This window comes from Amycolatopsis sulphurea, from assembly GCF_002564045.1.
Lineage (GTDB): Bacteria > Actinomycetota > Actinomycetes > Mycobacteriales > Pseudonocardiaceae > Amycolatopsis > Amycolatopsis sulphurea.
This window is the reverse complement of record NZ_PDJK01000002.1, coordinates 2,084,969-2,104,873: the sequence shown is the minus strand read 5'-3', so window position 1 is coordinate 2,104,873 and position 19,905 is coordinate 2,084,969. Positions and strand designations below refer to the sequence as shown.

Genomic DNA, 19,905 nt, shown 5'->3' with positions numbered 1-19,905 from the left:
CCGTCCGGCGGATTTCCACCGACCGGTTCACGGACCGTGACGCCCCTCATGCGCGCTGCTAGCGTGGATGGCGAACACCAAGCACGAGGGGGAAGTACGTGAGTGAGGAATGGCACGCGGAGTTCGTCAAGCAGTGCGTCGCGATGGCGTTCACTGCGACCGGGAAAGTCGCCGACTACTTGTGGAAACGGTTCACCGGCCGGGTGCAGGCCTCGCCCGCCGAGCTGGAGCGTGCCGTGCGCCGGCTGCTCGACGAGGATCCCGAGGCGGCCCGCGAACTACGTGAGCTACTGGCCGGCGAGCTGCCCTCCGGGCTCGCGAAACCACGGATCGTGGCCCATTCCGGCCCGTTCGTCGACCGGCACGAGGCCTGGCGGCAGCTGGCCGGGCGCACCGGTACCGCTGTGCTGTCCGGCCCGCCGGGGATCGGCAAGACCGCGCTGATCCGCCAGTTCGCCACGGAGACCACCGGCGTGGGCGGTGCCTACCCTGACGGTGCGCTGATCGTGGATCTCGACCGCTTCCGCGACGGTCCGGGAATGCCGTTGGCGCGGGCCAGGATCATGACCTACGTCCTGTCGCGGCTCGGCATCGCCATCGTCGCGGCCACCACCGAAGAGCTGGCCGCGCAGTACGAGGCGGCTCTCGAACCGTTGCGGCTGCTGCTCGTGTTCGACCAGGCCGAGAGCGCCGATGAGCTGCACGGCCTGGTGCCGCCGGCGCCGATGAGCCTGATCCTCGCGCTCACCTGCGGGCCGGCCGAGGATTTCGTCTTCGACTTCGCTCCGCACATCCCGCTGGGGCAGCTCGAACCGGGCACCGATCGGCAGCTGCTCGAAGCGATCTGCGGGGCCGAGCTGCTCGCGCGGGATCCGCAGGGCGTCGAAGCGCTGCTCATGCAGTGCGACCGGGTGCCACCATTGCTGGTGGCCGCGGGCGAAGCGGTGCGGCAGCGGGCAAGCTTCACTCCGCAGCCGTTTGCCGTCGTGGCGAAGGAATTCGCGAACGGTGCCGGGCCCGACAAGGTGAGCCAGGCTTACGACGAGCTGGTGGCCGGGCTCGGCTCGGAAGCCGGCGAGCTGTGCCGCCTGCTCACCGCGTTTCCCGGGCCCAGCTTCACTCCGGAGACGGCGAATGTCCTCTTCGGACGGGAGAGCGGCAAAGCACTGGTGGAGCTCCATGCGCACGTGCTGGTCACCGCGGATCCGGACGGCCGGTTGCGGCTCGGCAGCCAAGCCCGCCAGGCTGTCTTGCGCACTGGGAACACCAGTGGTACCGATGTGGCGTTCACTCGCCTGCTCCGGTTCTACACCGCCCGGGCCGTCCGGGCCGATCTGCGGAAACCGGACCGGTTCCGGGTCTACGACACGACGGTGCCCGCCGGTACGGACGTCGTTCCGGAAGTCGACTGGCTCGCCGCCGAGATGCCGGTGTTTCGTGCGCTCGCCGTGGCGGCTTACCAGCGGGGCTTTCACGACGAGCTGAAGCAGCTGTGCGGTGCGCTCGAAATCGTGCCACTGCACCGCAATGTGCATCGTGAGTTCGAGGAAATCCTTCGGTGCGGCATCGCCGTGACGACCGATCCGGCCTTGCTCGCCAGGATGGTCAGCCAGCACGGCCGGGTGTTGTCCTTGCTGGGCGAGTTCACGCCGGCCGCGCAGGACTTCGACCGGGCTGCCGAGGAGCTGCGCCGGATTCCTGACCCCGGCACGGCTCGCCACCGGCAGCTGCTCGCGTCGGTCGAGGAGTTCCGCGGGTTGTTCCATCGGGAGCAAGGGCAGCTCGCGGAGGCGGCGGAGTGCTATCACCGCGCGCTCGTGCTCACCCGCGAGCTGAGTGTCCCCGGGATACCGCATCGTGGGCGTGCGTTGAGCGCCCGGATGCTGGCCAACGTGCTCGTCGGGCTGCGCCGGGCGCCGGAAGCGCTCGGTCTGCTCCGGGAAGCCGAAGAGAACACAAAGGACAATGACACTCGCAACGTCGCCCAGGTCTGGCTCGTGCGGGCCAAGGCGTTCGCAGAGACCGGCCAGGCGGCCGAGGCGCTGGGGCTGTTGCCGGAGGTCTGGCGATTGGCGAACCAAGCTCGCAGCGACCAATACGACCTTGAGATCGGTGAGGCGCTCGGCGATGCGGCTTGGCGGGCGGGCGATCCGGGGCAAGCTCGGCAGTACTGGTCCGGGGTCTGGCAGCGATACCAGCTTTCCCGGCATCCGCGGTCGGCCCGGTTGTATCACAAGCTCTACTACGGGATCTGAATTTCGCCGGTCAATGGCAAGCGGCGCACGACCCGCCAGTGCGCGCGCGACGCGGTGACCAGTGGCTCGGGGCCGGGGAGTTCCACCACCTGGCCTTTTGTCCACAAGCGACAGATGCCGGGTGCGGTTTCGGCGATGAGCCGGGCGTGCGGACGTTGCCGCGCGGTTGCCTGCGCCCAGGAAGGGAAGTCGTCGGCGGCTTCCCGGTACACCACGCTCGCACTCTCCAATTCGGACAGTGTGGCGAGTTCGGCGTGCGCGACCACGTGCTGGCCGGGTAGTGGTGGGCCGGGGACGGCGGCGGGGAAGCGGGTCACGGTGTGGCCGTCGGCAGCGACTCCGACGCGGAACGCGGTGACCGGCTGACGCTCCGGTGCCGGATCGGCGACGGGCGGGAACACCGCAGGCCACTGCGGTGCGGGGAGGTCGAGCGTTTCGTACAGCAGGGGCCGCAGGATTTCCGCGCACTTGCCCGGGTATTCCACCGCCTGCCCGGCCACGTCGTCGATCGGTCCGGCGGCGATCGCGTCGTCGAGCTGACCGGAGAGTGGGCCAGGTCCGAGCTGGGGCGCCGCAGCAATCAGGTTCGCCAGCGGTGAGCCAGGGACCACCGTATCCGCGACCGGGCTGCCGAGAATCACCGGAACCCGCGCGGCCGTCGCGTAGAGCGGCATCGATCCGCAGTCGGCAACGCAGACGTCCGCCGCCAGGATGGTTGCCTGCCAGCCGTGCTGCGGGGGAATCACGGTGAGTCCGGCGCGCATCGTGGTGGCCAGGTTCGCCCGGATCTGATGTGGACTGTGCGCCGACCAGACTCCCGGATGCAGCACCAGGCTCACCTGGTACTCGTCCAGCGGAAGTTCGGACAGAAACCGTTGTGGCAGAAGCGGATCCGTGCCGATCAAGGACTGCGGTCCCCAAGTTGACACGAGTACCACGTGCTTGCGGGCGCTGATCCCGAGTACCCGCCGGAAGTGCGGCACCCGGTGCGTGCTCGCCAGCATCCGGTCATGGCAGGGATCGCCGATCACGACGGCCCGCGCGGCCGCGGCGGGTTCGAGGCGGCCCAGCTGGTTGGCGTGCGACAGGCCGACCCGCACGTGTTCGCCGCGCAGCCGGTCCGGGTTGAGGCCGGAGACCGTGGTGCTGTCCGGGTAGAACTTCTGGTGGCCGATCCCGTGCGGGACGAGCAGAACTGGGCAGGTCAGCTTGTCCAGCGCGTCATTTTCGCTTGCGGCCACGGCCAGGTCGAACGGCGTATCCACGGCTTGCTCCCAGGGCAGCAGCGTGGCCTCCAGCGTGGCGAGGAATTCCTCCAGACCGGCGGCGAAGATCGCCCGGCTGCGATCGTCAAAGGTGAATGCGACCTGAACCCGGTGGTCGTCCTCGAACAGTGAGTGGATGTCGAGCAGCCGGGTCAGCGTGGTGACCGTGCGTGCGACCACCAGGACGCGGCGCTGTACCTGGTAGGTGAGCCAGTGGTCGTAATCGCGATCGACCGGTACTTTTCGCCAGAACAACGGGGGGGGGGTGCCGTTTTCGGCCATCACTTGCCGCGGCGGGCGATCCACGCGGCGGCCTGGGTGCGACGTTGCATACCGAGCTTGGCCAGTACCGAGGTGACGTAGTTCTTGACCGTCTTCTCCGCGAGGAACAGGCGTTCGGCGATCTCGCGGTTGGACAGGCCCTGGCCGATCAGCTCCAGAACGTCGCGTTCGCGGTCGGTGAGGGCGGACAGCTCGTCGGTGGGCGGGTGGCGCAGCTTGTCCAGCACGCGGGCAGTGCTCACCGGGTCGAGCAGCGACCGGCCGGCGGCCACTTCACGCACGGCGTTGACCACGTCCTGGCCGCGGACCTGCTTGAGCAGGTAACCCGAGGCGCCGGCCATGATCGCGCCGACCATCGCCTCCTCGTCGTCGAACGCGGTCAGCATCAGGCAGGCGGGCGGGTTCGACTTGGATCGCAGCTCCCGGCACAGGGTGATGCCGTCGCCGTCCCCGAGCCGTACGTCGACCACGGCGACGTCCGGCTCCAGGTGCATGGCGACCGCGAGTGCCTCCTCGACCCCCCCGGCCTCGGCGACGACCTCGATGTCCGCCTCGTCCCCGAGGAGGTCGCGCAACCCCCTCCGGACCAGTTCGTGATCATCGACGAGCAGCACCTGGATCGGCATATCTCCAGGTTACGGGGGCCGGGGCACTGCGTCTGCCGGTGGTGGGGCAGGCCACCGGCAGCTCACCGCGGTAACGGCGGGAACCGCTTCTCGTTGCGGTCGACCTTGGCGTTCGCGGCGGCGATGAGGTCGATGCCGAGTACGTCGGCCAGGCGGAGCAGATACAGCGTGACGTCGGCGATCTCGTCTTCGACGTTGAACTCGCGGGCCGGGTCGGTGCGCCAGGCCGCGGATTCCTCCGGGGTCAGCCACTGGAACAGGGCGGTCAGTTCGCCGACTTCGCCGGAAAGCGCCATGGTCAAGTTCTTCGGGGTGTGGAAGGGCTCCCAGTCGCGGGCGGCGGCGAAGTCACGGAGGCGCTGGGTCAGATCGTCGAGAGTCACCGGATCTGACTACCACGGGTGTGCGGCTGGGCCGAAAAGACTACGCCGTTGGCCCACACGCGCGCTCGGCCCGATACGGCAGACTGTTGCTGTGAGCGGTCCCCCCGATTTGAGGTCCTACCTGCGTGGCTTGGACGTGGGGACGCTTGCCGACCTGCTGTACGCCCAGGCCCGGCGTGACCCTGAGCTACGGCATTCGCTCGAGTTGCGGGCGGCGACCCAATCCGGAGACGTCAGCGAGGCGCACCGGTTGCTGGACACGGCAGGATCCGATCCGGACTACGGGGCCAAAACCGGGGCCGTGCTGGACACCGTGGCCCGGTTGCTGGACGCCGGCAGCCGGGCGGATCTCGCGCCGCTTGCCCGTCGTGCGGTCGAGGACATCGCCGGGATGCTGGAGCGGCACGGTGATCCCTCCGGCGACCTCGGGGAACGGCTGGAGCGTGCGGTCGCGTTGTACGCGCGGGCGTGTGCGGCGCGGCCGCCTGATCCCGAGCAGCTCGCCGACTGGATTCTCGAAGTCTCCTTCGAAGGGCGGCTGGTGATCGAGCTGGCCGACTTCTCCGGCGCGCTCGGCGAAGGGGGTACCGCGCGGATAAAGTCCACTGTGGACGAGGTACTCGCCGGAGAGCCTGCCGGGCACCGGCTGGCCGTTGCGCAGCGGCTGCAGGAGGAGGTCGCCGAGGTACGCGGCGACGTCGACGGGCTCGTCGCGATCCTCTCCGCCAAACCGCCGCGGGTCGAGGTCAGCCTGAAGATCGTGCGAGTGCTGCGGGCGGCGGGACGGCACAGCGAGGCCATCGCGCACGCGGCCCGTGCGCTCACCCCGCACAAACCTGATCCGGTGGCGGACGTCGTTCTGTTGCGGCGCAAGGAATTCGACGAGCAGCCCGGCTCGGATACCTACGCCGCCTTGCGGTCTGTGGCGATCGAGGCCGGAGTCTGGGCCGTGCAACGGGTTTCCGCGGTAGCCCGCTTGCGGGAACGTGCGACCGACGGGGAGGAACGGGCCGGCGAACTCGTCCGAGCGTTGCTTGCCGAGGGCCGGCCGGACGAGGCCTGGCGGGCGTGGCAACGGTTCGGCGCGTCCCCCGAATGCCGGCTGGAACTGGCCGAAGTGCGGGAGGGCACGCATCCGGACGAGGTGATCCCGGTGTACCGCAACCGGATCGAGTACCTCATCGAGCAGAAGGACCCGCAGGCCTACCGCGAGGCGGCCAGGCACCTGAAAAAGTTGCGCAGCTTGCACAAACGGACCGGTACGGCGGAGGAGTTCACCGGGTACCTGGCCGACCTGGTGACCGTGCACCGGCGCAAGACGCGGCTGGTCGCGGAGATCCGGGCGGCCCGGATCGCGCTGCCGAAAGCGACGGCTTGACGGCTGAAGAGGCTGAGGCGTTGACCCGGGGGATATCCAAGCAGGATCGGCGCCGCGGGCGGGAGTAGAGCCGGAGTCGCGGGTAGAGCTACTGAGGTACAGGTTGTCCGGCCGGGCGACCGCTATGTCCACAGTGGACGGGCCGGTCCCCGGGGCCCGGCAAAGTCGGTCGAGGACCCGTGATCAGCAGAGTGCCGTGGCGGCCGCGTCATCATCGACGGTGCCTGCCATCGTCGTCGATTTCGCCCGGCAGCGGGCGATGCGGAGGTGTTCGAGTTGCGCGACCACCTCGTGGTGTGCGCCGGACCTGTCTCGGGTCTGTGAAGGGGCCCTTCACAGACTCAGAGTCCGTGAAGGGGCCCTTCACGGACCTCCGCGGACTGCGCAGGGCGCCTCATACCGACCTTGCCGACACCCCTGGGCCGGGTCCCTGTGAGAGCGGGGTATTCGGGCCGTCCGAGGGGTCAGGCCTGGCGGAGGCCTTGACCCGGGCTGGGACCAGGGCGCGGGATACCCCCAAGCGGGAGCAGGCTCGGCGCCGAGAGCAGGAGTGGGGACGGAGTCGCGGGCAGAGCTACTGCGGTACAGGTTGTCCGGTTCGGACGACCCCTGTCCACAGTAGACAGCCCGGGTCCTCTTGAGAGCGGGATACCCGGGCTGTCCGGCGAAACCAAGGGATCAGAACTGGCGGAGGGCCTCGCGATAGCCGTCGAGATCGTAGTCGAGACGGTCGTCTTCCTCGGTCTCCGCCAGCTGGCTTTCCAGGGCCGCCACCAGCCGGTCCAGCGTTTCCTCACGGGTCGCGCCGGCGGCGGTCAGGCGTTGCGCGGCCGCCCACACTTCGGCGGGCTCGTCGTCCCACAGCTGGTCCACCACCGAGGTTTCCAGGGCGAGGCGCAGGCCGTCGGTGCCGTCGAACTCTTCCGCGGCCAGGGATTCGTGGTACTCCGGGTGGGCGCCGATCACCAGCAGGCGGCGCTGTTCCGGGTCGCCGGGGTCCAGGTCGGTCAGCTCCTCGTCGCCGATCACGGTGTCGGTTTCCGGCACGGCGAAACGGCGGCGCTCGACCACGGCGAGGATTTCCTCGGTGGACTCGGTGCCGTCGAGATAGTCGCTGAAGTCCTCGTCCTCCTCGTCGGCCAGGTACTCGCTCAGGTACTCGGTGACGTCCTCGACGAGCGCGCTTGCGGCCACGTCGGACAGCCCACCGCGGCGCGCGCCCCAGGCGGCCCAGGCCAGCATGACCGGGGCGACGGCGTCCTCGTCTTCCAGCTCGGTTTCGCCGTCCAGTAAGGACTCCAGGAAGCGCGCCAGCTTCTCCGGGCCGACCCGCAGCGGGTCGGCGGGTTCGGTGCGGCAGCTGTGCTCGACCAGCAGACGGGCGATTTCGCGGCCGGATTCGGGGTCGTCGAGGTCTGCTTCGGCAAGGAACAGGTCGACGGCCTCGGTGCGCTGCGCCGGTGACCACGCGGCCGGGGCGTCCGCGATGGGCGGCTCGGGCAGGCAGCGGCACCAGGCCAGCGCGACGGCATGGAACCGCGCGTAGTCCTCGCCGACGTCCGGTTCGGCCAGCGCATCGGTGGTGGCGATCCCGTTCGCCAGCAGCCGGCGCGCGTCGACCGGTTCGACCTTGTCCAAGACCACCAGGTCGCGGTCCTCCTCGGCCTGGCTGCGCATTTCGGCCAGCACCTCGTGCGGTTCCTCGATCACCACGAGGTCGCGCACCCGGCCGCCCTCGGTGAAGTCGAGCAGCGCGAGCAGGCCGAGGGCCGCTTCGCCGCGGGAGAACTCGCACAGCAGCGACGACTCGTCGCCGTAGACGTCGCCGGTGCGCCAGCATTCGCCGACCGTCACCTGACCGATCTCACCGGTCCATTCCGGCTCCGGGATGCCGCGGCCGAGCACGACGGCGAGCGCCTCGGCAGCCGCGGCGCGCTCTTCCGCGGTCTCCGCGAGCACCTGCAACGCGGCCAGCAGCGCAGCCGCGCCAGGGGTGATCTTGCGCTGCGCGAACGCGATCAGTTCCAGCCCGAGCCGCTCCTCGGGGTCCGCTTCGGTCCACTGACCGATCACTTCGGAGGCGAGCAGCTCGACGTCGAACGGGCCGGGCTCCGCGGCGACCGCGGAGAAGTCCCGCAGTACGTCCTTGAACAGGCCGTTGACACTGGGACTGGCAGGTGGGGAACTCTTCTTGCGGGCGCGGCTGACCGGACTCATGCCGGACATCGTCGTCCATCCCCCGCCGGGCGTCGCCGGGGGTCCGCGGTTGCGCGCGGCCCGGTCGCCCTCAGTGGTCGGCCACCGGCTCCGGCGACCGCAGCCGCCGTTCGCGCAGCGCCTCGTCGAAGTCGACGACGAACGCGCCGGCGGCCATCGCCACCAGCAGTGTCAAGCCGAGCACGGCGCCTACCCACGTCAGCACGATCGTGAACATCGGGGCCTCCCCTTCCTGGCGGGGTCGGTTACCTGTTCAGGGTCGCTTTTCCAGGGGTTCGACCGGTATCGGCCAAGTGGTTACGAACAGGGTGGCCAATCGGCGGAGAATCCCCCGATCAAGTCCTCCTTGAGGCTGACGGGAGGCATGTGGGTGAGCCGGTCACAGCTTGCGCAGGCGCACCCGGTTGATCGTGTGATCCGCGTCCTTGCGCAGCACGAGCGTCGCACGCGGGCGGGTGGGCTTGATGTTCTCCATCAGGTTCGGTTCGTTGATCGTGCGCCACAGATGCCGAGCCTCTTCTCGGGCCTCGTCGTCGGCCAGGCCGGCGAAGTGGTGGAAGTGCGAGGCCGGATCGGCGAACGCGGTGTGCCGCAGCTTCAGGAACCGTTCGACGTACCAGCGTTCGATGTCGCTGGTGTGCGCGTCCACGTAGATGGAGAAGTCGAACAGGTCGGACACGGTCAGCCGGGGACCGGGCTGGAGCACGTTCAGGCCCTCGACGATCAGGATGTCCGGGTGTGCCACCACCTGCTCCTGGTCGGGCAGGATGTCGTAGGCCAGGTGCGAGTACACCGGTGCGGCCACGTGCTCGGCGCCGGATTTCACCTCGGTCACGAAGCGCAACAGGGCGCGGCGGTCGTAGCTTTCCGGGAAACCCTTGCGGTGCATGATGCCACGCCGGGTCAGCTCGGCACGTGAGTAGAGGAACCCGTCGGTGGTCACCAGGTCCACCCGCGGGTGGTCGGGCCAGCGGGCGAGCAGCGTGCGCAGGATCCGGGCGGTGGTCGACTTGCCGACCGCGACACTGCCCGCGACGCCGATCACGTACGGCACCTTGGTGCTCAGGCAGTCCTCGCCGAGGAACGTGGTGGTCGCCTCGTACAGCTGCTGGCGGGCCTTGACCTGCAAATTGATCAGCCGGGAGAGCGGCAGGTAGACGTCGGCGACCTCGGCGAGATCGATCTGCTCACCGAGCCCGCGCAACCGCACCAGCTCGTCCGCCGTCAGCGGGAGCGGGGTGGAGCTGCGCAGCTCCCGCCACTGCTCCCGGTGCAACTCGACATAGGGACTCAGTTCACGGACCCGTGGCATCGCACACTCCTCGGCCGTCGCCTGCGCTGGCTCCGTCTTCCGTAACGCAGGTTCAACCGTAGGGCTTACCGGGTGTGAACGCGCTGTGATGTGTTGCACGCGGGTCGGCGGGAGCCGGAGTGGTTCACCGCGAGTGACCGTTCTGACCGAATACTTCCTGCCACGCCGCGGCCACCTGCCGTGCGCAGGTCGCCGGTTCGACACCGCCGACGCCGGTGCCGAGTCCCGGCATCGCGATGGTGCGTACTGCGTCGCGCACCGGGCCCTGTTCCAGCTTGCCTTGGCGCCATTGCAGGAACACCGCACGCGCGGCGAGATAGGGGTGCACCGTGTCCGCGGGCAGCCGTTCGGCGGGCTCGCGCATGGTCGGCGCGCTGATCAGCCAGGCTGGTTCGGACTCCCCGGTCGGCGCGATCACCGCCTCGCCGACCGGTAGCTCACCGCCGTAGGAAGCGAGGATCGCGCTCCGCACGCTCTGCTCGATGCCGGGGAACGCGCGGGCATACACCGCGTCGATCCCGCCTCGCATCCAGCCGTAGGAGTTGGCCGGGCTGACCACGGCCTGCGCGACCACGTCGAGCACCGACCCGTGATGCACCCGGACCGGGCCGTCCAGGCCGGCCACCACGGCGGACCACGCCGTGGCGAGGGGTTCATCGACGGCGCACAACACCAGTTCCGGCGTTCGGGGCGAATCCGGCGAGGCGTCCTCCCCATGCCCGGTGCGTGTGCCCGATTCGGCGGTCACCGCTTCAGCATGGCAAAAAACGCCACCCGGCGTAACCAGTGCCGGTACCGGCTGTCCGAGTGAAAACCGCCACTTGGGCGGTCAGTAGCCTGAGGCTCGTGTTGCGGATCGCGTACTTCGGCCCTCAGGGCACGTTCACCGAACAGGCCGCTCGCGCGCTCGCGCCGGGAGCGGACCTCACTCCTTACGAGACCATCCGGCTCGCGCTCGCCGCGGTGCGCGAGGGCGGTGCGGATGCCGCGTGCATCCCGATCGAGAACTCCGTGGAAGGCGTGGTGCCCGCCACGCTGGACGGGCTCAGCGACGGTCCGGCGCTGGTCGCCGTGGCGGAGGCGGTGCTGCCCATCCGGTTCAGTGTGCTCACTCGACCCGGTCAGGCGGAGATACGCACCGTGGCCAGCCATCCGCACGCGCTGGCGCAGGTCCGCGAATGGCTGGAAGCGAACCTGCCGGACGCCACCGCGGTCGCCTCGTCGTCCACCGCGGCCGCCGCGGTCGGCGTGGTGGAGGGCACTTTCGACGCGGCGGTGTCCGCGCCCGTGGCCATCGAGCACTATCCGCTCGAAGAGCTGGTCACCGGGATCGCGGACGTCGATGACGCGCAGACCCGGTTCCTGCTGGTACGCCGTCCCGGCGAGCTGCCGGCGCCGACCGGCGCCGACCGCACCTCGATCGTCGCCGCCGCGGAGAACCGGACCGGGACGCTGGCCCAGCTGCTGGCCGAGCTGGCGAGCCGGGCGATCAACCTGACCCGGCTCGACGCCCGGCCGGTCCGCGACAGCTTCGGCGAGTACCGGTTTTTCATCGACTTCGAGGGGCATGTGGCCGAGCCCCGGATCGTGGACGCGTTGAGTGCCCTGCGCCGCCGTTGCCAGCTGCGGTTCCTCGGCTCGCACCCGCGTGCGGACGGGGTGCCGGCCACGGTGGAACCGGGTGCGGGCAACCAGGACTTTCTCGACGCGCAGGCCTGGGTGAATGCAGTGGTGAAGGGAGAACACGCGTGAGACTCCTGCTGGTCCGGCACGGCCAGACCGAGGCCAATCTGCGGGGCGCGCTGGACACCGCCTTGCCCGGCTCGCCGCTTACCGAAACCGGCCAGGAGCAGGCGAGGGTTCTTGCACAGCGCCTGGCGGCCGAGCCGATTGTGGCGGTGTACGCCTCGCAGGCCGTCCGTGCACAGCAGACCGCGGCGCCGCTGGCCGAGGCGCTCGGCTTCGACGTGCAGGTGATCGAGGGCGTCAAGGAGGTCGGGGTCGGGGAGCTGGAGGGCCGGACCGACGGCGCGGCTGTCGACGGCTACATGCGGGTCTTCACCGCGTGGACACGCGGGGAACTCGACCTGGCGATGCCTGGTGGGGAAACCGGGGCTCAGGTCCGCGAGCGGATGCTGCGGGCGGTCGCCGAGCTGCGGGCCAAGCACGAGGAATCCGCGCCTGACGGGGCAATCGTGCTGGTCAGCCACGGCGGCGCGATCCGGCTCGCCGGGGAGTGGCTGGCCTCGAACGTGTCCGCCGAGGTGGCCGCCTCGGCGCTCATCCCGAACACCGCCTCGATCGAGCTGCTGGCCGAGCCCGCCGGCTGGCGGTGCCTGCGCTGGATCGACACCTCGCTGTGAATCCCGAGTGAACTCGATGTGGGGAACTGGCCGGACGGGTGGCAACTCGGTCGGTGGTTCGCGCGTCCTCTGGGTAGGTTCCACCCAGGATTGCTTCCCCTGCTTTGCGAGGCGAGTGAAATGGCTGGCACTGAGAAGATCACCCCTAAGAAGATCTCCCAGGTCGTGATGGCTGCGGCCGGTGCTTCCGGCGTTCTCCTGTTGTCCGCGTGCGGCAGCGGCACCCAGCCGTCCGCGAGCAGTCCGTCATCGAATGTCTCCGAGACCTCGACGGCCGGTACGGCTACTCCTTCGCCGCCCAGCCCTTCGAGCAGCGCGCAGGCCTCCGCGCAACCGGCGGGTGACGGGCTGTGCAAGGCAGCCGACGTCACGCTGTCGCTCGGCCAGGGCGACGCTGGCGCGGGCTCGAACTACCGGCCGTTGCTGATCAAGAACACCAGTGGGACGGCTTGCACGATCCAGGGTTATCCCGGGGTGTCCTATGTGACCGGGAGCGACGGGCGGCAGGTCGGGCAGGACGCTTACCGCGAGGGCACGAAGGGGCCGGCGATCAAGCTGGCTCCGGGGCAGTCGGCGGCCGCGGACATTCAGTTCGTGCAGGTGCACAACTTCGACCCGTCAGCTTGTCAGCCGACTGCGGTCAAGGGGCTGCGGGTTTACCTGCCACAGGAAAAGGCGGCACAGTTCGTCGCCGACCCGACCACTGGCTGTAATGGTGCGCAGATTCCGGGGCATCAGCTCAGCGTGAAGACGGTCCGGCGGGCGTAAGCGGGCTTCAGCCGCGTGCGCAGAGTTCTTGCACCCGGATGACGTCGGCCTGCGCGCCGCGATCGTCGAAGCGGCCGCCGGCCACCATCAGGTTCACGTTCCCCAGGCTCTGCGCGAGTGGCTGGTAGGTGCTGTTGAACGCGGAGGCCGCTTTGGCCAGGGAGAACGCGGCGGCGATCCGGTTGATCGAGTCGTCGGCCATGCGGGTGAACTGGGCGGCGCCGGCCCCGCCGGTGGTGTCCGGTATCCGTCCGGCCCGGTAGAAGGCCGAGCAGGCGGCGGCCGCGTCCTCGTCGGCGCCGCCACGTTGCCCGGACAACGTCCAGAGCAGGCCGATCACGCAGGCGCCGAGCACGAAGCCGGCGACCGCGGCGAGCACCAGCCGGCGGCGGGCGGCGGGCACCGGACGTTCGCGCTGGTCGCCGTCCGGCAGGGGCGGGGTGTCGACTGTGGACATGACGGACCTCCCGGCGGCCGGGCTGACTTGTCATTCCAGCACCGAAACCGCACCACAGCGGCGGTCCGAGGCCGTTTTGTCACCGAAGTGCGTGCCGTCGCAGTGCGAATGCGGCGTACCCGGCCACGGCGAGCAGCAGCACGCCGGACGCGGTGAACGTGTGGCTGGCCGAGCCGAGCAGCTCGGTGCACAGACCGCCGAGCAGCGCGCCGACCGGGATCGCGCCCCACACGACGGTGCGCCAGACACCGAGCACCCGGCCGAGCAGCTCGCCCGGCACGAGTGTGTGACGGGCGGTCGCGAGCACTACGTTCACCGCGACGACCGCGGCGGCGAACAGGCCGAACAGCAGCGCGGCGAGTACCGGCTGACGGACCAGCCCCATCCCGGTGAAGCCCAGCGCGCAGCACAGCACCCCGCCGATCAGCACCGGTCGCCGTCCGGTCCGCCGGACCAGCCGCGGGGCCAGCGCGGCCCCGGCCAGCCCACCGATGCCGCCGACGAACGAGAACAGGCCGAAGGCGGCCTCGGACAGCCGCAGGTCCTCCAGCGCGTAGAGCACCAGCTGCGCCTGGGCCAGCTCGCTGACCAGGCTCAGCAGCCCGGCCACCGCGAGCAGGCGCAGCAGCGTCGGGTGCTCCCGCAGCCAGCGGGCGCCTGCGGTGAAACCGGCCTGGATGCTGATCGCGGCGGTCTCCGCTCGGGGCCGGTAGCTGCCGGCGAGCCCCAGCAGCACCGCGGCGGCCACCGCGAAGCCGGCCGAGGTGAGCAGGAACGGGAACGCGGCGAACAGCGCGAAGGTGGCGCTGCCGACCGGCCCGCCGAGGAAAGTCTGCCCGACGATCTCGCACGCCTGCAGCCGGCTGTTCGCGCTCTCCAGCCCATCGGCCGGGACGAGGGCGGGCGGCAGCACGTTCGCCGTGCTGTCGGCCACCGTTTCCGCGGTGCCGACCAGCACCGCGGCGACGTAGATCGTCCAGATGTCCATCGCGTGCACCGCGACGAGCACGGTGACCGCGGCGACCACCACGGCCCGCGCCGTGTTCGCCGCGATCATCGCCTTCTTCCGGTCCACCCGGTCGATGAGCGCTCCGGCCGGTATCGCGAACAGCAGCCAGGGCAGGAACTGCACCGCGGACAGCGCGGCGATCTGCACCGGATCGCGGGTGAGCGTGGTGGCCAGCAGCGGGAACGCGACCTTGCCGATGCCGTCGCCGAGGTTGGCGGTGGCGCTGGAGGCGAGCAGCCAGCGGAACCGGTGATCGCTGCCCACCCGGCCGGTGTTCTGCAACCGACTACCGCTGTGCACCGACTACCGTCCCGCGCCTGACTGCTGTTCCACGATTGACTACCGCTCCGCGCCTGACTGCTGTTCCACGCCCGAGTGCTGGTTCGCTTCGCGCGAGGTATGTCTCGATCTGTGTGCTGAAGCCCAGCTTACCGGGAAAAACAGCAGATGGTGACCGCTCCATGACTTTAAGTGGATTTCCTGCCGCGGTCCGGCGTGGCAAAGGGGGAACGGTAAGCGAACATCACCGCAGCGGCGATTTCCGCAGTGGTGATCACCAGTGGTGACCACCAAGAGCCGGCCGCTCAGCCCCAGCCGAGTTCGTGCAGCCGCTGGTCGTCCAGGCCGAAGTGGTGGCCGAGTTCGTGCACCACGGTGATCAGCACTTCCTCCACGACCTCGTCCTCGTTCTCGCACATGGCGAGGATCGGTTCGCGGTAGATCGAAATCCGGTCCGGCAGTACGCCGCCGTAGTGGCTGGTGCGCTCGGTGAGGGCGACGCCGTGATAGAGGCCGAGGATGTCGGGTGCCTCGTCGTTGTGCTCCTCGACCAGCACCACGACGTTGTCCATCGCCGCCGCGAACTCGGCGGGGACCTGGTCCAGTGCTTCGGAGACCAGCACCTCGAAGCGGCTGCGGGGCATTTCGACCGGCACGGTCAGCGGTTCCCGGTCGAACTGGGCGGGCTGCCCTCAGGCGAATCCGGCGCGGACTGCGCCTTCACGCTCCCGGTCACCGCCTGGAAGCCGCTGCCGTCGGCCAAGGTGGCCGCGACCTTGCAGTTGACCTTGGTGGACCCGGCGTCCCAGCTCTCCTGCTCGCGCACGTCCCAGCCGAGGATCAGCTTCTTCTCGCCGAGGTCGGCGCCACCGGTGTAATCCTTGGCGGCCTTGGTGCACTCGGTGTCCAGCCAGGCCTTCTGGTCCTTCTGGTTCGGGTAGCCGTTCTTGAAGTTCTGGCCCAGGTCCAGGGTCGCGATGATCTCGTAGGAGTGCGGGCGGGCGCAGTCCACCGGGTCGCCGACGCCCTTGCCCGCCAGTGCCAGGCAGGTCCCCGGCTCCCAGACCAGCGACTGATCCTGGCTCTTGGCCGGGCCGGTGGTCGGCTGCAGTTTGCCGCCGGGGCCGGACCACTGCAGGCCACAGCGCAGCTGGCGATCGCCGTTGGACCACTGCGCGGGGGCGGGTCGCAGCAGGTTGGTGGTGAGCTTGCCGTACGGATCGAGCCGGTGCCCGAGGTAAGGCTGCATATCGCTGTTGCACTTCTGCTCGGCGATCTGCTGCCACTGGTCGAGCGAGGGGAACGGCGCTTCCTCGTTGAACTGGGCGCCGAGGTCGATGCTGCCGGTCACCTCGAACAGGTGCGGCTGCTCGCACGCCACCTGGTGCGCGTCCGAGGCGTCGGTGGCGGCCCAGGTCAGGCAGCTGCCGGGCGGCGAATGAAAGGCCTGCTCGGCGGCTTCGCTGAGTTTGCTCCCGCCGGCGAGCGTGTCGGTCCAGGAGAACGTGACGCTCAGCGCGAGCGCGATGATGGCGCCAAGGAACACCCCGGCCATCACCACACGGGTCGTCAGGGTCTTCATCTGCGCAGGGAACCGCTCGGCACCTCGGGACATCGTTACCTATGATGCCCGCGCCGCGTGAGTCTTGCGTGTGCCGGGTGGCTACTGTGGAGATGGGTTCGCCGTGCCGGGGGATTACGGAGCTGTAGATGACGCAGGACGACGACAACATCGGGGGCCAGCCGGAGGACAACCCGCAGCGCGGTTCGATGCGCTTCCAGGACGCGAGCACACAGCCGCGGGAGCCTTCGCTTGCCGAGCAACGGGCGCGCCGTCAGGCGCTCGCCGACCAGGAGCGCGAAGCGCAGGAGGCCGCCGAGGCCAGCGCGGCCGCGGCGAAGAAGGCCGGCACCAAGCGCAAGATCCTGATCGGCGGCGGGGTCACCGTCGGGCTCGCCGGACTCATCGCGACCTACTACACCGTCGCGAAGCCCGCCGAGACGACCGCTGTCTGCACGGATGCCAACGGCGTGATCCAGAACGACGAGTACTGCGACGAGAGCTACGCCAGCAGCCACGGCGGCCACTTCAGCGGCGGCTTCTGGTTCATCCCCCTGCCCGGCGGCGGTTTCTCTCAGTACCGGTACAACTACGGCGGGTCCGGCAACATCGGCCAGCGCGTTGCCGGGGGCAGCTTCACCGCGCCGTCGGGCAACACCAATGTTTCGACCAAGTCGGGCACCAGCGTGCAACGCGGTGGGTTCGGCATCAGTGGCAAGTCCGGAACGTCCGGGGGCACCGGCGGGACCGGGAAGAGCGGAGGCTCGTAGGTGTACCGGGACCGCAAGCAGCCGCGCCGCGACTGGCAGCGGATCGTCGAAGAGCAGGGCTTGGTGTACGGCACCCCGGCGCGTGACGGGGCCGGAAAGGCCCGGCCGTACTGGGACGAGTCGGTGCACTACGTCTTCGACATGGACGAGGTGCTGTCGGTGGAGGCGGACGTCGAGCTGCTGCATTCGATGTGCCTCGAAGCCGTGGACAACGTGGTGACCACCGAGGGGTACCGGCGCTTCGGCATCCCGGAGTGGGTGTGGCCGCACATCGCCGAATCGTGGAAACGGCAGGATCCGCACGTCTACGGCCGGTTCGACCTGCGCTACGACGGCAAGTCCCCGGCCAAGCTGCTGGAGTACAACGCGGACACGCCGACCACCCTGCTCGAGGCGTCGGTGCTGCAGTGGCACTGGAAAACCGAGATCTTCCCGGATGACGACCAGTGGAACTCCATCCACGAGAAGCTGGTGGAGCGCTGGGCCGAACTCGGCGACAAGCTGCCCTCGAAGGAGTTGCACTTCACCTGGTCCTCGGCCGACCCCAGCGGCGAGGACCACGTGACCACCGCGTACCTGCAGGAGACCGCGGCCGAGGCCGGGCTGGACACGGTGGGCCTGTCGATCGAGGAGATCGGCTGGGACCCGGTGCTCAAGCGGTTCGTGGACCTCGAAGAAGCGCAGATGGCCACGGTGGTGAAGCTCTACCCATGGGAATGGGTGGTCGACGAGGAGTTCGGCCGCTACGCGGTGGAGACCATGCCGCGCACGCTGTGGGTCGAGCCGCTGTGGAAGATGCTGCTGTCGAACAAAGCGCTGCTCGCGGTGCTGTGGGAGAACTACCCCGGGCACCCGAACCTGCTGCCCGCGTTCACTGACGACCCCGGCCTGCTCACCGAGTACGTGCGCAAGCCGAAGCTGGGCCGCGAGGGCGCGAACGTGCAGATCGTGGCCACTGGTTACGAGACCCAGACCGATGGTGTCTACGGTGCGGAGGGCTACGTCTACCAGGCGTTCGACCCGCTGCCGGAGTTCGACGGCTACCGGCCGGCGCTGGGTGCCTGGGTGGTCGGCGACGCCTCGGCCGGGCTCGGCATCCGGGAAACCAGTGGGCTGGTCACCGACGACGGCGCGGCGTTCGTCCCCCATCGGATCCGCGAGACGTGATACAACCCTGCCTGTCTGATTCACGCGTTTCGTGCTGATCGTTCAGGGAGATCCCGGTGACCACGACCCTCGCGCTGTCCAGCACGTTCGGTTCCGATCTGGTGCGCGGGATCGGTGCGATCCTGCTCTACGGCGTGATCGGGCTGCTGCTGATGTTCGCCGGATTCTACGCGATCGACTTCACCACCCCGGGGAAGCTGTCCAAGCTGGTCACCCAGGGGTTGCCGAACGCGGTGATCGTGACCGCGTCCGGGCTGCTGTCCATGGCGTTCATCGTGGTGGTGGCGATCTTCAACTCGGCGAGCGATCTCACCGAGGGGCTGATCACCTCGCTGGTCTACGGCCTGATCGGGGTGATCGTGCAGGTGCTGGCGGTGCGGCTGCTGGAGTGGGCGACCCGGATCGACGTCGGCTCGACCATCCAGAGTGAGCAGTTCGCCCCGGCCAGCGTCGTGGTCGCGGCCGCGCACCTGGGCCTCGGCCTGGTGGTCGCTGTGGCGATTTCGTAGCGTTCGCGCACTGCCGCGGGATCACATTCCCACTAACGTGGGACTCGTGCGATTGTTCAGGACGCCGGAAGACCGGTTCGAGGACCTGCCCGATTTCGCCTTTCCCCGGAAGTACACGAACCTCGCCGATCCACACGGCGGCCTGATCAGAGTCGGTTACGTCGAGGCGGGCCCGGTGGACGGGCCGCCGGCGCTGCTGCTGCACGGCGAGCCCAGCTGGTCCTACCTGTACCGCAAGATGCTGCCGGTGCTGGCCGATGCCGGGCTGCGCGCGATCGCCCCGGACCTGGTCGGATTCGGCCGCTCGGACAAGCCGGCCGAGATCGCCGACCACAGCTACGCGCGGCATGTGGAGTGGGTGCGCCGGTTCGCCTTCGACGATCTGGACCTGCAGGACGTGACCCTGGTCGGACAGGACTGGGGCGGGCTGATCGGGCTGCGGCTGGTCGCCGAGCATCCCGGCCGGTTCGCCGGCGTGGTCGCGGCCAACACCGGCCTGCCCACCGGGGACACCGACATGCCGCCGGTCTGGCACAAGTTCCGCGAGGCGGTGGAGAACGCGCAGGTGCTCGACGTCGGCCGGGCGGTGCAGTCGGGCTGCCGCACGCAGCTGCCGGACGAGGTCCGCGAAGCCTACGACGCACCGTTCCCGAACGAGGTGTACAAGGCCGGCCCGCGGGCGATGCCCGGCCTGGTGCCGACCCGCCCGGACGACCCGGCCTCGGACGCGAACCGGCTGGCCTGGCAAACCCTGACCGGTCTGGACATCCCGCTGCTGTGCGCGTTCTCCGACAGCGACCCGATCACCGGCGCGATGGCGCCGATCCTGCAGCGCAGCGTCAAGGGCGCGGCAGGTCTGGACCACCCGACGATCATCGGCGCGGGGCACTTCCTGCAGGAGGACGCGGGGGAGACGCTGGCCGAGCACGTGGCCCGGTTCGTGCGGCGCTGAGCCCTTCGTCGCGTTCGAGGGTGGTGGTCCTTCTCTAGCTGCGGAGGCCGGTAGCCGTCTGACCTGCGCTGACACGGCTCGGCAGTACGCAGGGGGCACGCAACAGCGGAGAAGAACGGGTCTTCGGGGCGGTGACGGCTTCAGCAAGTCCGGTGAACGACGCTTGAACACTGGCGTTCTGTTTCGCGAGCGCCTCTCCAGCCGCTTTCAGGCCCGCCGTCGGGTCCTCGTTGTAACCGCGTTCGGTGGCGATCTCGCGCAATCGCTCCAGCGAGATCGGTTCTTTCTGCGCGGATGGCTCGCAGTCTTCTTCGCTCATGTGACGGGAGTCGTGCGTTCGGGTGGATACGCT

The 19,905-nt window shown here is 69.4% G+C and carries 21 protein-coding genes; 9 read left to right on the top strand and 12 right to left on the bottom strand.

Annotation, left to right across the window (positions count from 1 at the left end; translation table 11 throughout):
• Positions 1-98 precede the first annotated feature (98 nt).
• Positions 99-2,255 carry a tetratricopeptide repeat protein gene (locus ATK36_RS15900; RefSeq protein ID WP_098512256.1) on the top strand — a complete coding sequence of 719 codons (2,157 nt, stop codon included), beginning with the start codon at positions 99-101 and terminating at the stop codon, positions 2,253-2,255.
• Here the strand turns inward: ATK36_RS15900 and ATK36_RS15895 are convergent.
• The 3 genes from ATK36_RS15895 to ATK36_RS15885 all read right to left on the bottom strand — a co-directional run bounded on the left by ATK36_RS15895 (position 2,243) and on the right by ATK36_RS15885 (position 4,811).
• Positions 2,243-3,775 (bottom strand): hypothetical protein, encoded by a 1,533-nt coding sequence (locus ATK36_RS15895; RefSeq protein WP_141544458.1) that lies wholly within the window; start codon positions 3,773-3,775, stop codon positions 2,243-2,245. The genes ATK36_RS15900 and ATK36_RS15895 overlap by 13 nt on opposite strands.
• Before the next feature lie 26 nt (positions 3,776-3,801).
• Positions 3,802-4,428 (bottom strand): response regulator, encoded by a 627-nt coding sequence (locus ATK36_RS15890; protein ID WP_098512253.1) that lies wholly within the window; start codon positions 4,426-4,428, stop codon positions 3,802-3,804.
• Between the two features lie 62 nt (positions 4,429-4,490).
• Complete coding sequence (locus tag ATK36_RS15885; RefSeq protein ID WP_098512251.1) at positions 4,491-4,811, bottom strand: nucleotide pyrophosphohydrolase; 321 nt, start codon at positions 4,809-4,811, stop codon at positions 4,491-4,493.
• A 91-nt stretch (positions 4,812-4,902) separates the two neighbouring features.
• Between ATK36_RS15885 and ATK36_RS15880 the strand changes: the two genes are divergently transcribed.
• The gene (locus ATK36_RS15880; protein ID WP_245914781.1) at positions 4,903-6,189 is read left to right on the top strand and encodes a hypothetical protein; all 1,287 of its coding nucleotides are present in this window, start codon (positions 4,903-4,905) and stop codon (positions 6,187-6,189) included.
• Positions 6,190-6,867: 678 nt separating this feature from the next.
• Here ATK36_RS15880 and ATK36_RS15875 read toward each other — a convergent pair.
• From ATK36_RS15875 to ATK36_RS15865, 4 genes are all read right to left on the bottom strand, one after another.
• Entirely contained in the window at positions 6,868-8,406 is a 1,539-nt protein-coding gene (locus tag ATK36_RS15875) for a hypothetical protein (RefSeq protein ID WP_170069758.1), read from the bottom strand.
• 70 nt (positions 8,407-8,476) lie between these two features.
• Positions 8,477-8,623, bottom strand: a complete 147-nt coding sequence (locus tag ATK36_RS32250) for a hypothetical protein (protein WP_170069757.1) — start codon at positions 8,621-8,623, stop codon at positions 8,477-8,479.
• A 162-nt stretch (positions 8,624-8,785) separates the two neighbouring features.
• Positions 8,786-9,718, bottom strand: coding sequence for a type I pantothenate kinase (coaA, locus tag ATK36_RS15870; protein WP_098512247.1), 933 nt, complete (start codon positions 9,716-9,718; stop codon positions 8,786-8,788).
• A 124-nt stretch (positions 9,719-9,842) separates the two neighbouring features.
• On the bottom strand, positions 9,843-10,466 hold the full coding sequence (locus tag ATK36_RS15865; RefSeq protein ID WP_098512245.1) for a macro domain-containing protein: 624 nt from the start codon (positions 10,464-10,466) through the stop codon (positions 9,843-9,845).
• Between the two features lie 98 nt (positions 10,467-10,564).
• Between ATK36_RS15865 and pheA the strand changes: the two genes are divergently transcribed.
• The 3 genes from pheA (at position 10,565) to ATK36_RS15850 (ending at position 12,849) form a co-directional block, all read left to right on the top strand.
• On the top strand, positions 10,565-11,470 hold the full coding sequence (pheA, locus tag ATK36_RS15860) for a prephenate dehydratase (protein WP_098512244.1): 906 nt from the start codon (positions 10,565-10,567) through the stop codon (positions 11,468-11,470).
• Positions 11,467-12,081 carry a histidine phosphatase family protein gene (locus ATK36_RS15855; RefSeq protein ID WP_098512242.1) on the top strand — a complete coding sequence of 205 codons (615 nt, stop codon included), beginning with the start codon at positions 11,467-11,469 and terminating at the stop codon, positions 12,079-12,081. Before pheA ends, ATK36_RS15855 begins: the two co-directional genes overlap by 4 nt.
• Before the next feature lie 120 nt (positions 12,082-12,201).
• Positions 12,202-12,849 carry a DUF4232 domain-containing protein gene (locus ATK36_RS15850; RefSeq protein WP_098512241.1) on the top strand — a complete coding sequence of 216 codons (648 nt, stop codon included), beginning with the start codon at positions 12,202-12,204 and terminating at the stop codon, positions 12,847-12,849.
• 7 nt (positions 12,850-12,856) lie between these two features.
• Here the strand turns inward: ATK36_RS15850 and ATK36_RS15845 are convergent, their stop codons facing one another.
• The 4 genes from ATK36_RS15845 to ATK36_RS15830 all read right to left on the bottom strand — a co-directional run bounded on the left by ATK36_RS15845 (position 12,857) and on the right by ATK36_RS15830 (position 16,209).
• Positions 12,857-13,306: a hypothetical protein gene (locus ATK36_RS15845; protein ID WP_098512239.1), complete on the bottom strand. Its 450-nt coding sequence runs from the start codon at positions 13,304-13,306 to the stop codon at positions 12,857-12,859.
• A 79-nt stretch (positions 13,307-13,385) separates the two neighbouring features.
• Positions 13,386-14,615, bottom strand: coding sequence for an MFS transporter (locus ATK36_RS15840; RefSeq protein ID WP_245914779.1), 1,230 nt, complete (start codon positions 14,613-14,615; stop codon positions 13,386-13,388).
• Positions 14,616-14,899: 284 nt separating this feature from the next.
• Positions 14,900-15,250 (bottom strand): metallopeptidase family protein, encoded by a 351-nt coding sequence (locus tag ATK36_RS15835; RefSeq protein ID WP_098512236.1) that lies wholly within the window; start codon positions 15,248-15,250, stop codon positions 14,900-14,902.
• A gap of 2 nt (positions 15,251-15,252) precedes the next feature.
• Positions 15,253-16,209, bottom strand: coding sequence for a septum formation family protein (locus tag ATK36_RS15830; protein WP_098512235.1), 957 nt, complete (start codon positions 16,207-16,209; stop codon positions 15,253-15,255).
• 95 nt (positions 16,210-16,304) lie between these two features.
• Between ATK36_RS15830 and ATK36_RS15825 the strand changes: the two genes are divergently transcribed.
• Genes ATK36_RS15825 through ATK36_RS15810 form a run of 4 tightly spaced genes read left to right on the top strand, consistent with a single transcriptional unit; the run spans position 16,305 to position 19,553 of the window.
• Positions 16,305-16,925 carry a hypothetical protein gene (locus tag ATK36_RS15825; RefSeq protein ID WP_211291888.1) on the top strand — a complete coding sequence of 207 codons (621 nt, stop codon included), beginning with the start codon at positions 16,305-16,307 and terminating at the stop codon, positions 16,923-16,925.
• On the top strand, positions 16,926-18,092 hold the full coding sequence (locus ATK36_RS15820) for a glutathionylspermidine synthase family protein (RefSeq protein WP_098512233.1): 1,167 nt from the start codon (positions 16,926-16,928) through the stop codon (positions 18,090-18,092).
• Between the two features lie 56 nt (positions 18,093-18,148).
• Entirely contained in the window at positions 18,149-18,601 is a 453-nt protein-coding gene (locus tag ATK36_RS15815; protein ID WP_098512232.1) for a DUF350 domain-containing protein, read from the top strand.
• A 46-nt stretch (positions 18,602-18,647) separates the two neighbouring features.
• Positions 18,648-19,553 carry a haloalkane dehalogenase gene (locus tag ATK36_RS15810; protein ID WP_170069756.1) on the top strand — a complete coding sequence of 302 codons (906 nt, stop codon included), beginning with the start codon at positions 18,648-18,650 and terminating at the stop codon, positions 19,551-19,553.
• 34 nt (positions 19,554-19,587) lie between these two features.
• Here the strand turns inward: ATK36_RS15810 and ATK36_RS15805 are convergent, their stop codons facing one another.
• Positions 19,588-19,872 carry a hypothetical protein gene (locus ATK36_RS15805; protein WP_098512229.1) on the bottom strand — a complete coding sequence of 95 codons (285 nt, stop codon included), beginning with the start codon at positions 19,870-19,872 and terminating at the stop codon, positions 19,588-19,590.
• Positions 19,873-19,905: the final 33 nt, after the last annotated feature.